The sequence below is a fragment of the Cohnella sp. GCM10012308 genome, assembly GCF_042649185.1.
Classification (GTDB): domain Bacteria; phylum Bacillota; class Bacilli; order Paenibacillales; family Paenibacillaceae; genus Cohnella.
Window position 1 is genome coordinate 1 of the sequence record NZ_JBHRYU010000026.1, and the last position, 12,780, is coordinate 12,780.

At 57.7% G+C, this 12,780-nt stretch carries 13 protein-coding genes and 1 pseudogene; all 14 read left to right on the top strand.

Annotation, left to right across the window (positions count from 1 at the left end):
• Positions 1 to 429: 429 nt before the first annotated feature.
• The 14 genes and pseudogenes from ACFOTD_RS23510 to ACFOTD_RS23575 all read left to right on the top strand — a co-directional run bounded on the left by ACFOTD_RS23510 (position 430) and on the right by ACFOTD_RS23575 (position 12,777).
• Positions 430 to 777, top strand: coding sequence for a hypothetical protein (locus ACFOTD_RS23510; protein WP_378122377.1), 348 nt, complete (start codon positions 430 to 432; stop codon positions 775 to 777).
• A gap of 11 nt (positions 778 to 788) precedes the next feature.
• A complete protein-coding gene (locus ACFOTD_RS23515; protein WP_378122494.1) occupies positions 789 to 971 on the top strand; it encodes a hypothetical protein in 183 nt (60 codons plus the stop codon).
• A 20-nt stretch (positions 972 to 991) separates the two neighbouring features.
• Positions 992 to 1,147, top strand: coding sequence for a small acid-soluble spore protein P (locus tag ACFOTD_RS23520; protein ID WP_378122378.1), 156 nt, complete (start codon positions 992 to 994; stop codon positions 1,145 to 1,147).
• A gap of 243 nt (positions 1,148 to 1,390) precedes the next feature.
• Positions 1,391 to 2,329, top strand: a complete 939-nt coding sequence (locus ACFOTD_RS23525; protein WP_378122379.1) for a YitT family protein — start codon at positions 1,391 to 1,393, stop codon at positions 2,327 to 2,329.
• 137 nt (positions 2,330 to 2,466) lie between these two features.
• Positions 2,467 to 3,546 (top strand): hypothetical protein, encoded by a 1,080-nt coding sequence (locus tag ACFOTD_RS23530; RefSeq protein WP_378122380.1) that lies wholly within the window; start codon positions 2,467 to 2,469, stop codon positions 3,544 to 3,546.
• Between the two features lie 104 nt (positions 3,547 to 3,650).
• Positions 3,651 to 4,262: an MFS transporter gene (locus tag ACFOTD_RS23535; protein ID WP_378122381.1), complete on the top strand. Its 612-nt coding sequence runs from the start codon at positions 3,651 to 3,653 to the stop codon at positions 4,260 to 4,262.
• A gap of 72 nt (positions 4,263 to 4,334) precedes the next feature.
• Entirely contained in the window at positions 4,335 to 5,858 is a 1,524-nt protein-coding gene (locus tag ACFOTD_RS23540) for a WG repeat-containing protein (protein WP_378122382.1), read from the top strand.
• A gap of 378 nt (positions 5,859 to 6,236) precedes the next feature.
• Positions 6,237 to 7,388: an amidohydrolase/deacetylase family metallohydrolase gene (locus ACFOTD_RS23545; RefSeq protein WP_378122383.1), complete on the top strand. Its 1,152-nt coding sequence runs from the start codon at positions 6,237 to 6,239 to the stop codon at positions 7,386 to 7,388.
• Positions 7,354 to 8,457, top strand: a complete 1,104-nt coding sequence (locus ACFOTD_RS23550) for a DgaE family pyridoxal phosphate-dependent ammonia lyase (RefSeq protein ID WP_378122384.1) — start codon at positions 7,354 to 7,356, stop codon at positions 8,455 to 8,457. Before ACFOTD_RS23545 ends, ACFOTD_RS23550 begins: the two co-directional genes overlap by 35 nt.
• A gap of 1 nt (position 8,458) precedes the next feature.
• Complete coding sequence (dagF, locus tag ACFOTD_RS23555; RefSeq protein ID WP_378122385.1) at positions 8,459 to 9,217, top strand: 2-dehydro-3-deoxy-phosphogluconate aldolase; 759 nt, start codon at positions 8,459 to 8,461, stop codon at positions 9,215 to 9,217.
• Positions 9,210 to 10,226, top strand: coding sequence for a sugar kinase (locus ACFOTD_RS23560; protein WP_378122386.1), 1,017 nt, complete (start codon positions 9,210 to 9,212; stop codon positions 10,224 to 10,226). Before dagF ends, ACFOTD_RS23560 begins: the two co-directional genes overlap by 8 nt.
• 44 nt (positions 10,227 to 10,270) lie before the next feature.
• Positions 10,271 to 10,951, top strand: a complete 681-nt coding sequence (locus tag ACFOTD_RS23565; protein WP_378122492.1) for a GntR family transcriptional regulator — start codon at positions 10,271 to 10,273, stop codon at positions 10,949 to 10,951.
• A 702-nt stretch (positions 10,952 to 11,653) separates the two neighbouring features.
• Positions 11,654 to 12,495: pseudogene (locus tag ACFOTD_RS23570) on the top strand (Rpn family recombination-promoting nuclease/putative transposase).
• A 12-nt stretch (positions 12,496 to 12,507) separates the two neighbouring features.
• Positions 12,508 to 12,777, top strand: a complete 270-nt coding sequence (locus ACFOTD_RS23575; protein WP_378122387.1) for a hypothetical protein — start codon at positions 12,508 to 12,510, stop codon at positions 12,775 to 12,777.
• Positions 12,778 to 12,780: the final 3 nt, after the last annotated feature.

Sequence of the window (12,780 nt, forward strand, 5' to 3'; positions counted from 1 at the left end):
AGGTTTTCGGGTATAGTACTCATCGAGTAGGGTTCCTCCTTGGTGATATCGCAGTCCCGAGGATACCCTACTTTTTTGTTGCCTGACTAGGCTCCAAAACATGGTACACAAACTACTATACGTCATCCCAAGAGGGTCGAGAACACCAAAATTAGATGTAAATTTGCAGGCTTTGCGGCGAAGGAACGATTATGAGCGACGACCGTCCGCGCCCCATCTGAACGATTGGCGGATGAGCCATCGTTAGGCGTTCGCACCCATCAAGTTTCGGATATCCGCAAAAGTGAAACCGTCAGGGCGATCCTCCCTGACGTTTCCTTCTTGCACAGCGTGCCCATTTTCACCCGATGCCCAGACATATCCGCCCTCCCTTTCTTGCATGAACTTTGCCGTCCCAGGCCAATCTAACGGGGCGGAGGTGCAATAGCCATGTCAACCGAAGATAAACTGACGATTCCTCAATCCGAGCTTGTGCAAAGATGGCAGAGCGAGCTCCAGCAGCATCTGCACGGCGGCGACCAGGCCGAGGTGCGCGCGGACGAAGCGAACCCGGACGGACTGCTGGTTCAGATCCGCAGCGCCGGGCGGCAGAATCTTGAATTCGACTTCTCCGTTCGATACGTGGACAGCCGCGAGATCGAGGTCGGCCTCTCCGACGTCGAACGCGACGGACAAGCCGTGGACGAGCGCAGCGACGTGCTGCAAGAGCTGATCGTAGACTACCGCAGGCATCTGCATGAATGCGCGCAGACGCTGCAGCCATACACGCATGCTTAGGGGTGAACGAAGTGGCCAATGACAACGGAATGGCGGACAAAAACCTGAGCAACGTCGCGGAAGACCTCGCCGAGATAAAAGTAAACGCGCACCACGCCCAGCAGCTTAATCAGCAGCATAACGACCGTCGCCATCAGGATTCGATGAATCACGACGAGCCGGTCAACGACAAAACGCTGAAGCACCACGACTAACGAGCGGAGGGATCGTCCCCATGAGCAAGCCCAAGTCGCAGCCGGTGCCTGAAGCAAATCCGCAACAAGAGCGGGACGAGCGCAGTCCGGGACACCGCGGGGGCCAGGAGCCGTTGTCCGGCTCCAAAAAGGTCAAAAACCGCAATCATGTAAGCCACCATAATCCCCAAGGCTGAGAGATTCTGTGACGGCCGGAGACGGGGGCAAAATGGAGACTTCATTCCCCTGTACGCGGTCGTAAAGGCTCCTCTTGCGCACATTGAGCGATTTAAGCCGCCGTCAGGCGGCCTGAATCGCTTATTTGCGTCGAATTCGGCTGTTTTCGCTGAAAAATGCCCAAATTCTTTAATACTGTGTCTTTTCTCCGCATACTTTAAACTGTTATAATATAATCAGAAACTGCCTATCAGGAGGTGCTTATGACCAGTTCGAAGAAATCCAATTCCAAGTCTCCCCATGCTCAAGGCCAAGCGGCGGTCCAAGCGCCCATCAAGAAAACGCAGCATAGCGGCCTATCGTTGTTCGAGGTTGCCAAGCGCGTCATTGCCATTATCGTCGGCGCAGTGCTCGTCGGCGCAGCGCTTGAAGTATTCCTGGTTCCGAACTCCATCATCGACGGCGGCATCACCGGCATATCCATCATGGTGGCCTATCTAACGCATTGGCCGATCGGTATTTTCCTGTTCCTCTTCAACCTGCCTTTCCTCATCATCGGTTACAAGCAAATCGGCAAAACCTTTGCGCTGTCTACCTTGCTCGGCGTCGTTACGCTGGCCATCACGACGCAGGCGCTTCATCACGTAGAACCCTTTACAGATCAAACTCTGCTGGCCGCCATCTTCGGAGGCATCTTCCTCGGCGTCGGCGTCGGCATCGTCATCCGCTTCGGCGGCACGACGGACGGGACGGAGATCGTCGCGATCCTGTTCAGCAAGCGCAGTCCTTTTTCAGTCGGCCAAATGGTCATGTTCATCAACGTATTTATCTTAGGAAGCGCAGGCCTGGTATTCGGTTGGGACAACGCCATGTTCTCACTGATCGCCTATTATATAGCGTTCAAGGTCATCGATCTGACGATCGAAGGCTTCGACGAGTCCAAGTCCGTGTGGATCATCAGCGACAACTATCGCGATATCGGCGATGCCATCGTGAGCCGTCTCGGCCGGGGCGTCACGTATCTCAACGGAGAAGGCGGCTATTCGGGCAATGCCAAGCAAGTCATCTTCTGCGTCATCTCCCGTCTGGAGGAAGCGAAGCTCAAACTCATCGTCAACGAGCTCGACCCCGTCGCCTTCCTCGCCGTCGGCAATATTCATGACGTCAAGGGCGGTCGTTTCCGCAAAAAGGACATCCATTAAAAGGGAACCGGTTACAATCCGGCTTAATCGACTCTTTAACAAAAAGAGCTTCCATCTTGGTCCCTTATGGACTAAAATGGAGGCTGCTTCTATTTCTAGAAGCTATCATCCAGAATTTGAAGGGGGATTTCGTTATTTTGCTTAACCAAAAGAGAGTACTGGCCGCCATCGCAGCGCTCCTCGTGCTCATCCTGTTAGCAGGCTGCACAGGCTCCAAGTCGGCGCAAGAGACACTTCAAGACGCTCTGAAGAAATCATCTCAAATCACTTCCTATAGCATGAAAGGGAGCCTCCAGATCTCCGATCTGAAGCTGCCCGAATCCGCAGATGACGAGGACGGGTACGCTAGTATGGCGAGCGGCTTCCTGAGCAATGCCGAGCTGTCCTGGACAGGCGGCTATCGCAAGGATCCGATGCTCGCAGAGATCAATCTGCAGATCAATATTAAAGGCGACCTCGCGATGACCATCACTGTGCCGATCCTCATGAACAAGGAAAAGTTATGGGTCAAGGTGCCGAACATCCCGATGCTGGGCCTGCCCGCAGAGATCGTCGGCAAGTATATCGAAGTCGACCTGAAGAAGCTGGCCGAGCAGGAGGGCCAAGATATCCAGTCGCTCGACATCGGCACGACGCAAAAGCTCTTGAACGACGTGTCCGCAATCGTATTCAAGCATATCGACGAGGATACCTACCTGAAGGATGTCTCCGCCAAGGATGCGGGCATTACGACGGACGGCATAGATAAGGTCGTGCAGACGCACGTTACGAAGGACCAGGTAGAGCCGCTCATCCAGACGATCACGAACGATATCGGGCCGGAAGTCATTGACCTGCTCTCCAAGAACGAAGAGTATCGCAAGATGCTGAAGCTCGAACAATCCGACCTGGACGAAGCCAAGAAGAGCCTGGCCGAATCCAAGGACAACGATATTTCGAAGGACCTTGAGGAATTCAAAAAGAGCGTGCAGACGCTCGATATCCTCTCGAACATCGGTATCGACGGCAAGGGCTATGCCAGCTATACCGATGCCAAGATCGCGTTCGCGGGCACGGAGGAAGGCCAGTCCGCCAGCGGCACGATCAAGATCGTCCAGGAGCTGACCGACATCAACGGCGACGTGAAGCTGTCGGGCGAGCCGAAGGCCGAAGACGTGCTGACCGACGATCAACTGAGCCAGCTGGGTCTCCCGGGACTTGGCGGCGGCAGCCTCTAATCGGATACGAGCAAACGGATAAGTAATCATGCAGGCGGCCCTCGGGCCGCCTTTTGCGTTGCTTCGGCGCGTTTATTTGTGCAAGGACGATTGAATCGGCAGCGATGGCGGTCAGCATCGTCCGGCAGGTACGGGCGCTTGCGCAGCCGAAGCTGCTGTTGCTCCTGCTCACCGGCGCGCTTGGGTGCAGCAGCTTGTTCGGCGTGTTCACCTACATTGCGCCGCTGCTCCAGGATGTGACCGGAATTCCCGAGGCGAGCGTGCCGTGGGTGCTCGTCCTGTTCGGCTTTGGCGTAACGGCCGGCAACATCCTCGGCGGCAAGCTCGCCGATTGGAAGCTTATGCCCACGATGATCGGCAGCTTTCTGGTGCTGGCGCTTATCCTCGCGCTGCTGGCGGCCGACCTTCGTTTCCCCGTCGCGGTCGTTATCACCGTATTCCTCTGGGGCATCGCCTCCTTCGGCCTGCTGCCGGGGCTGCAGATCCGCATCATGACGCTGGCCAAGGACGCGCCGGCGCTTGCCTCGACCTCGAACCACTCGGCGCTTAACCTTGGCAATGCGGGAGGCGCATGGCTCGGCGGCTTGGTCATCACGCATATCGGGCTCGCGCATCTGCCCTGGTTTGGCGTCGTCATGTCGCTGATCGGGCTCGGCCTGACATTAATCTTGTATGCGTGGGATCGCCGCTCGCCAGGGGCATCGGTTACGTCTTAGCAACTTTTTCGCAGGATTATCGTCCTATTATAGGAAATATTTACTTAGTGTCCTATAAAGGAGATGCGAGCCATGAAGCTGCATTATATCCGTATCGCCAGGCAGGCCGCAACGGTCGCGTTGCTCTCCTCCCTGCTGGCGGGAGCCGCCTGGACGGCCGGACCTGTGGCCCGCGCAAGCGCGGCGAACTGGGAAATCTATGATCAAGGCCAGCATCTGCTGCTGCCCGAGGGACCGATCAACGAGAACGGCGTACTGATGGTCCCGCTGCGTCCGATCGCGGAGCGGTTCGGCTATACGATCGCCAAGTCGACGGCGTCCGAGGTCGTGTTGAAGGGCGGCGTCATCGGGCAGGTCAGTCTGAAGCCAGGCAGCACAAAGGCCGTGCTGAACGGTACCGTCGCGAGGACAATCGAACCCGCGCCGCGTGTGGTGAACGGGACGCTGTTCATTCCCTTAAGCTTCGCGGGCGAGCTCTCAGATATCGGTTATAGCGTCGTGCCGGGCACAAACCTGATTCAGCTGCGTCCGGCGGAGGTCCTGGCGGGCGGCAGCACCACGGAAAGCCTACTTGAAGCGCAATACTGGCATGCGTTTAATACATCGGATGGGACGGTCTACGTCGACAATCAAGGCAAGGAACGGCTCCGCAAGCCGGGCCTCTTCGGCATGGGCTTCGGCTACGAGGACGTGGCGCCGGTGAAGGGTACTTACGGCGGGTATGGGCTCATCGACCGTTCAGGCAAGACGGTTATGAAAGTGAACGCCAAGTATTACAGCATCGACTCCTTCAGTGAAGGGCTTGCGACCTTCAAGACGCTGACCGAAGGCAGCGTAGTCAAGATGGGCGCGCTGAACCGCCAAGGACGCGAGGTGCTGCCTGCGGTGTATGACAGGCTTTACGCTTTCTCCGAAGGTCTGGCCAAAGTGGTGAAGGACGACAAAACCTACTATATCGACCATTCGGGCCGCACCGTCATCCCGCCGATCGCGGGCACGCTTCATACGGGTTCGTTCTCGGAGGGGCTGGCACCGGTCAGCAAGCTGGTCAAGGTCGGAGGCAAGAACGTTGAGCGGACGGGGTATATCGACCGCAAGGGCAAGTTCGCGATCGCGCCGCAGTTCGAGACGGCTACGGCCTTTTCCGAAGGGCTCGCGATCGCCGTTCAAAACGGCAAGACCGGCTATATCGACCGCCAGGGCGAGTGGGTCATCAAGCCGGCTTACGCGCCAGGCTGGACGGGCGACTTCCACGAGGGATACGCGCGCGCGATGGTGCAGGAGAACGGCGGCTACCGGAGCTTTTTGATCGACAAGACCGGCAAGGCCGTCAGCCTGGGCGCAGTGCGGGATATCGGCGACGTTGGGGACGGATTGGTTTCTTTTTACGCAGGCGAGCTCGTCGGCTTCAAGAACCTCAAGGGAGAGACGGTTATCGCGCCGCAATTCACGTCGGCTTGGACGTTCGCACACGGCGTCGCGAATTTCTCCAATTGGAAGGGCGGCAACGACTACGTCTACGGACTCGTCGATCGCACCGGCAAGGTGCTGTGGTCCAGCGATAAGGCTTCGAAGAGTAAGGCTTCGGAGAGTTGAAGGGCGGCAGATGGATTCGGCCCAAAGGCTGCTAATACACGGAACGGGATGAAGCGGAGGCAACACTCTCCTTCATCCTATTTGCGTTGGACTATTGCGAGGCCGCGCTGCCGCCGATCGAGGCTATGAGGTTCCAAGTGGAGCTACTTGGCGGGTCTGTGGTAACAACTGAGGCATTGAAGCTCTACATAGAGCCACATCGCGAGACTGCGAAACTCAACTTCAATACCGCTAAGGCAAATCAACCTTCTATAAACTTTCGATTTTCAATTTCCTCCTTAAACATTATAACGATATATTGTATTTATCGTTTTCTATGCTATCTTAAAGAGTAGAGGTTAGAAAAAAATCGTAATTCCACAATAAGCGGGTGAAAGTATGGACAATCGCTTCTTGCTGCGCAATCTGAAGCTGTTGGATGGACGGCCGGTGAACATTGAGATCGCATCGGGCCGCATCGTTAGCGTGGACGAGGCGGAAGCTGGTATGACATCGGGTACGCCGGCTAGCGTCCCCGTTTCAGACGCGGACATTCGCACAATCGAATGCGGCGGAGCTTATGTATCGAGCGGCTGGATCGACATGCACGTGCATGCCTTCCCGGCATTCGACCCCTATGGGGACGAGATCGACGAGATCGGCGTAAAACAGGGCGTGGCGACGATCGTCGACGCGGGCAGCTGCGGGGCGGACCGGATCGGGGAGCTGGCGGCGAGCGGCGGGAGCGCGAAGACGAACCTGCTGGCGTTTCTGAACATCTCGCGCATCGGATTGAGCCGGGTCGACGAGCTGTCGCAGCTCGCATGGCTCGACGGGGAGCGGGTAGGCGATGCCGTTGCCCGTTATCCCGACTTGATCGTCGGACTCAAGGCGCGCATCAGCCGCAGCGTCGTCGGCGACAGCGGCATTGCGCCGCTGCGCATCGCCCGGGAATTGTCGTCCGCGACCGGATTGCCGCTCATGGTCCATATCGGCTCCGCGCCGCCGGCGATCGAGGAGGTGCTCTCCCACCTGAGGGAAGGGGATATCGTCACGCACTATCTCAACGGCAAGCCCAACAATCTGTTTGACGCTGAGGGCCGGCCGATCCTTGCGCTGTTGGAAGCGCTCGAGCGCGGCGTGCGGTTGGATGTCGGGCATGGTACGGCCAGCTTCTCGTTTAGGGTCGCCGAGGCGGCGAAGGCGCATGGCATCGGGCTGCATACGATCAGCTCCGACATCTATCGGGGCAATCGCCTGAACGGTCCGGTGTACAGCCTGGCGAACGTAATGAGCAAGTTCCTTTATCTAGGCTATCCCTTGGAGGAGGTCGTCGCGGCGGTCACTTCCAGTGCGGCGCAGTGGCTCAAACGGCCCGAGCTCGGACGCATACAAGTCGGGGACCGCGCGCATCTGACAATATTTAACGTCCTGGAAGAACCGGTGTCGCTCTTGGATTCCGAGGGGATCGAACGCAAGGCCAATCAACGAATCATACCGAGAGGAGTCTTGGCGAATGGCGAGTTCATGGAATGCGAAGTACGGGCTTAAGCGCGTCATCAATGCAAGCGGAAGGATGAGCATCCTCGGCGTGTCCGCGCCGACGGACACCGTCATGGAAGCGATGAAGCAGGGCGGGCAGCAGTATGTAGAGATCGCGGATCTCGTTGACAAGGCGGGCGACCGGATCGCGGGCATTTTGGGTTCGGAGGCGGCAGTCGTGGTCAACTCCGCGTCGAGCGGTATCGCGCTGTCGGTGGCTGCCATCGTCACGAGGGGCAACCGGCGTCTCAGCGAGCGTCTGCATCAGGAGCCTATCGTGCGGAACGAGATCATCATGCTGAAAGGACATAACGTGCAGTACGGCGCGCCCGTGGAGACGATGGTATATCTGGGGGGCGGCAAGGTCGTGGAGGCCGGCTATGCCAACGAGGGCAAGGCGGCGCATATCGAGGACGCGATCGGCGAGCGGACCGCAGCCATTTTGTACGTAAAGTCGCACCATGCCGTTCAGAAAAACATGATCTCCGTCGAGGAAGCGTGGGAAATCGCGCAGCGGCGCGGGGTTCCGCTCATCGTTGACGCCGCGGCCGAAGAGGATATCCGGAAGTACGTGAAATGCGCGGACCTGGCGATCTACAGCGGCTCCAAAGCAATCGAAGGCCCCACTTCGGGCATCGTCGGCGGCAAGCGGGCGTATGTCGAATGGCTGAAGGTGCAGCTGCACGGCATCGGGCGCAGCATGAAGGTGGGCAAGGAGACGACGTTCGGCTTGCTTCAGGCGCTTGATGAGTATATGGTCAAGGAAGATACGAGCGAACGGGAAAAGGAAGCGCTGCAGGCGCTCGCGCCCCTGAACGATCTGGCGGGCGTGCAGGTGGCGATCGTGCAGGACGAAGCGGGCCGTGCCATTTACCGCGGACGCATTAAGATCGATCCCGAGCTGACGAAGACGACGGCCGTGCGCCTCGCGAAGGAGCTGCAGGAGGGCGATATCGCCATCTACACCCGGGATTACGGCGTCCGCCAAGGCTACTTCGATATCGACCCGCGCCCTCTACAGGGCGACGACATTCACATGATCGCATCGCGAATTCGCGAGCTGGCAGGAGGACAATGAGATGACGAGCGGTGTGACGAAGAGACTGTACAAAGAGCGGGCAGCGTTAAACGTCCTGGCGAACAGCGTGGAGAACGCGAAGGAAGTATTCGATGCGGCCGAAGGGCATGTGCTGGTGGGCGTGCTGTCCAAGGATTACCCGACCGTCCCGGCCGCGGTGGAGGCGATGAAGGAATACGGGCGCGCGATCGACGACGCGGTATCGATCGGGCTCGGCGCCGGCGACAATCGGCAGGCGGCCGTCGTGGCGCAGATCGTCAGGCATTATCCCGGCAGCCATATCAATCAGGTGTTCCCGGCAGTCGGCGCGACGCGCGCGAGCCTCGGCGGACAGGACAGCTGGATCAACAGCTTGGTCTCCCCGACAGGCCGGATCGGCTATGTCAACGTGTCGACGGGACCGGTCAGCGCGGCCGCGGCCGAGCACGCGATCCTGCCCGTCCGCGCAGCCATCGCGCTCGTGCGCGACATGGGCGGCAACGCGCTGAAGTATTTTCCGATGAACGGGCTGAGCCGCGAAGACGAGTACAAGGCGGTCGTGGAGGCTTGCGCAGCGGAAGGCTTCGCGCTCGAGCCGACGGGGGGCATCGACCTGGACAACTTCGAACCGATCGTCCGAATGGCGCTCGAAGCGGGCGTACCGCAGGTGATTCCGCATGTCTACTCCTCGATCGTCGATAAAGCTACGGGCAAGACGAAGACCGACGACGTGCGCCGCCTGCTGGCAACGATGAAGGAACTGGTCGACCGGTATGCCTAAAAAAATTGCCGCCTTCGGCGAAGTTATGATGCGTCTGCAGGTGCCGGGCTACGAGTTGCTCACCCAGGCGGATACGCTCAAATACTCTTTTTCCGGCACCGGGGTTAACATCGTATCGGCGCTCGCGCGGTTCGGTCATGCCGGCTATCTCGTCACGACGCTGCCGGTGAGCCCGCTCGGCGACGCCGCCGTCGCATATCTGCGCAGGCTGGGCGTAGCGCAGGACTTCGTCCGGCGGGACGGGAAGTATGTCGGTCTCTACTTCCTCGAGAACGGCTTTGGCGCGAGGCCGAGCCGCGTTACGTACACGAACCGGCTGGAGAGCAGCTTCAACACGGCGCCTGCGGGCGCCTATGATTGGGAAGCGATCGCGGAGGAGCTGGACGCCGTGCACTTCTGCGGCATTACGCTCGCCATGAACGATACGGTGCGCGGCCACATGGCGGAGCTGGCGCGTGCGGTCAAACGCAAGGGCGGGCTCGTTGTTTTCGACTGCAATTACCGTCCGACGCTCTGGGGCGAAGACGGCTACGCGAAGGCGAAACCGCACTATATCGAGATGTTGAGCCTTGCGGACCTCGTGCTGATGAACGAGAAGGACGCCATTCACATCCTCGGTATGGAGACGGACCGGACGGGAAGCAGGGACCAGCTGGTCGAGCTGATTCCGGGCGTGGCCGATACCTACGGCATCGCCGCAATCGCGGGTACCCATCGTGCCATCATCGGAGACGGGACGCACACCCTGCAAGGTTTTTTATACAAAAACCGGAAAATTTCTTTTTCTAAAACGCTAACGTTCGCTGTCTATGATAGAATTGGAGCAGGAGACGCGTACGCGAGCGGTATCCTGCACGGCGCGCTGACGGGAATGCCGTCCGGGCGAACCGTCGAGTTCGCGGCTGCCGCGGCGATGCTGGCCCATACGGTACAGGGCGACACGCCGATGTCGTCGGAGGCGGAGATCGTCCGCGCCATGACGGAGGCGGCAGGCGACATAGAAAGGTAGAGATCGAGACCGTGAATCTGTCCCGCAACAAGCGGCCGTTATATATGCAGATTAAAAATATATTGAAGGACCGGATTCTGCACGGGCAGTATCCGCTCGACACCAATATTCCTCCCGAGCCGCGGCTCGAGGAGGAGTTTGGCGTGAGCAAGATCACGATTCGGGGCGCCATTAAGGAGCTCGTGCAAGAGGGCTACCTGGAGCCGAGCAGCGGCCGGGGGACGCGGGTTATCCGCAACACGAAGGCGGCTAAGCGATCGACGTGGAAGAGCTTCACCGAGCTGCTCGTCGAGGAAGGCCATGCGATGCAAAAACGGCTGCTGGGTGCCGCAACCGTCCGGCACGAGACGGGGTCCGAGCAGCACCGTCTGTTGGGGGACGGGGGCCTGCGGATCGAACGGCTCTACCTGTTGGACGGGGCGCCTTATATCCATTATGCGCACTATCTGCCGGAGAGGCTGGAAAAGGCGGACTTGTCGGGGCTGGCGGAGCAGTCGTTGTACGGATTTCTGGAGGAGAACGGCATCGTGCTGGCGCGGTTCCGGGATGCGTTCGCAGTGACGTCGGCGCCTGCCGGCATCGCCGAGCAGTTGAACCTTGCGGCAGGCGCGCCGCTGCTCAAGCGGCAGCGCTACGCCTATGACGAGGCGGGCGGCGTGGTCGAGTACAGCGAGGGATACTATAATACGGCGCTGCAGCATTATGTGGTGAATTACGACGTGTGAGCGCGGGCGACTGGGCGTTGTCTTGAAGCGTGGTGATAGGAGAAAATCGCCGCTGCATGCAAGCAACGTTACAGGTGAAGCGGGACTTCGCTGTATGCGAAATGAAAGGACCGTCAGGGCGAGCTACCCCGACTAAATTCGGCGGCGATTCGTGACAGGTAAGCGCGCTTTCGGCTTGCCGGCGCTTTACGATGTTATGCGGGTCGAAAACCTGCATATATACAGGCATTTTTTGTCGGCCAACGACACTTGATAAAAAACCTGCAAATGTGCAGGTAAATTCGAAGCACGAGTCGAAAATGGGACGGGTGGAGGAAAATACCTGCACATTTGCAGTTATCCTGTTCAAAAGGGCCGAAATCGGCGGAAAAAGATGTATATTTGTAGGCATTACGACGAAAGAACAGCGTGACGACGAAAGAACAGCGTGACGACGAAAGACCAGCGTGACGACGAAAGACCAGCGTGACGACGAAACATCTGCGCGGGCGACGATCACCAACCTGTCGGAACGATAGGCGGATGAGCCACCGACAGGCGTTTCGCAACCGATCAACTTTCGGGCATCCGTCAACGTTTAAAAGAGACCGTCAGGGCGAATTTTCCTGGCGGTTTCTTATTGTTCTGACGCGATTCCCGCTTTTTTGACGAGCGTGGGTTAATCGCCGCTTCTAACGAGGAATCGACGGAAATTTTGGTATAATGAGACTAACAAACCGAGTTGGAGTTGGTCGAGTGGAACTGCTTGATCCCCGGGTGGATTTTGTATTCAAGCGCATTTTCGGCAGCGAGAATAACAAGGATGTGCTGCTGGCGTTCCTGAACCAGATATTTACTGAAGCAGGAGAGCCGCCATTGACGGAGATTATCCTGATGAATCCTTATACCGACAAGGACGATCCGCTCGACAAGCAGTCGATCTTCGACGTTTACGCCAGGACGACGGAGGGCAAGCTGATTGACATTGAAATGCAGCTTTTTAACAAATACGATATTGAAAAGCGAACGTTGTTCTATTGGAGCAAGCGATATGCCGGCCAGCTTAAGGAAGGCAAGCGGTATCAAAAGCTGAAAAAGTGCGTCACCATTAATATATTGAACTATGCCTTTTTGCCGAATGGCGAATACCATAATGTATTTCATTTACGTGAAGATAGGACGTTAATTCCGCTAAGCGACGATATTGAAGTTCATTTTCTGGAATTGACCAAGCTGGAAGACGTGATACCGACGCAAGGCGGCTTGGAAACTGGCTGCTCTTTCTGAAAGGCGTGGACACAACCTACTGGGAGGCGCTGAAGATGAATGAACCGGGATTAGAAAAAGCGATGGACACGCTGCAATACTTGAGTCAAGACTCGGAGGCCCGCCGTTTGTATGAAGCTCGCCAGAAGTATCTGCATGATGAAGCGTCGATGATCGAAGGCGCGAAGCAGGCAGGCATCAAGGAGGTCGCTAAGAACATGCTGCGATTAAACGTAGATATCTCGATCATCGCTCAAGCGACGGGATTGTCAGAGCAGGAGATTCTTGCGTTGAAATAAGAGGTGCTGAAGATGAACGAACCAGACTCGGAGGCCCGCCGTTTGTATGAAGCCCGTCAGAAGTACCTGCATGATGAAGCGTCGATGATTGAAGGCGTTAAGCAGGCAGGCATGGAGGCAGGTATGAAGGCAGGTATGGAGGCAGGCATGCAGGCAGGCATGGAAGCAGGCATGAAGGAAGCCGCCAGGAACATGCTGCGATTGAACCTGGATATCCCCACCATTGCCCAAGCAACCGGATTGTCGGAGCAAGATATACTTGCGCTGAAGAAAACCCAATGACCT

Excerpts from the sequence above, each read along its gene's own strand:
- ACFOTD_RS23560 (WP_378122386.1), top strand. The coding sequence starts at position 9,210 with ATGCCTAAAAAAATTGCCGCCTTCGGCGAAGTTATGATGCGTCTGCAG.
- ACFOTD_RS23540 (WP_378122382.1), top strand. The coding sequence starts at position 4,335 with ATGAAGCTGCATTATATCCGTATCGCCAGGCAGGCCGCAACGGTCGCG.
- ACFOTD_RS23565 (WP_378122492.1), top strand. The coding sequence starts at position 10,271 with ATGCAGATTAAAAATATATTGAAGGACCGGATTCTGCACGGGCAGTAT.
- ACFOTD_RS23510 (WP_378122377.1), top strand. The coding sequence starts at position 430 with ATGTCAACCGAAGATAAACTGACGATTCCTCAATCCGAGCTTGTGCAA.
- ACFOTD_RS23545 (WP_378122383.1), top strand. The coding sequence starts at position 6,237 with ATGGACAATCGCTTCTTGCTGCGCAATCTGAAGCTGTTGGATGGACGG.
- ACFOTD_RS23525 (WP_378122379.1), top strand. The coding sequence starts at position 1,391 with ATGACCAGTTCGAAGAAATCCAATTCCAAGTCTCCCCATGCTCAAGGC.
- ACFOTD_RS23535 (WP_378122381.1), top strand. The coding sequence starts at position 3,651 with ATGGCGGTCAGCATCGTCCGGCAGGTACGGGCGCTTGCGCAGCCGAAG.
- dagF (WP_378122385.1), top strand. The coding sequence starts at position 8,459 with ATGACGAGCGGTGTGACGAAGAGACTGTACAAAGAGCGGGCAGCGTTA.
- ACFOTD_RS23520 (WP_378122378.1), top strand. The coding sequence starts at position 992 with ATGAGCAAGCCCAAGTCGCAGCCGGTGCCTGAAGCAAATCCGCAACAA.
- ACFOTD_RS23575 (WP_378122387.1), top strand. The coding sequence starts at position 12,508 with ATGAACGAACCAGACTCGGAGGCCCGCCGTTTGTATGAAGCCCGTCAG.
- ACFOTD_RS23550 (WP_378122384.1), top strand. The coding sequence starts at position 7,354 with ATGGCGAGTTCATGGAATGCGAAGTACGGGCTTAAGCGCGTCATCAAT.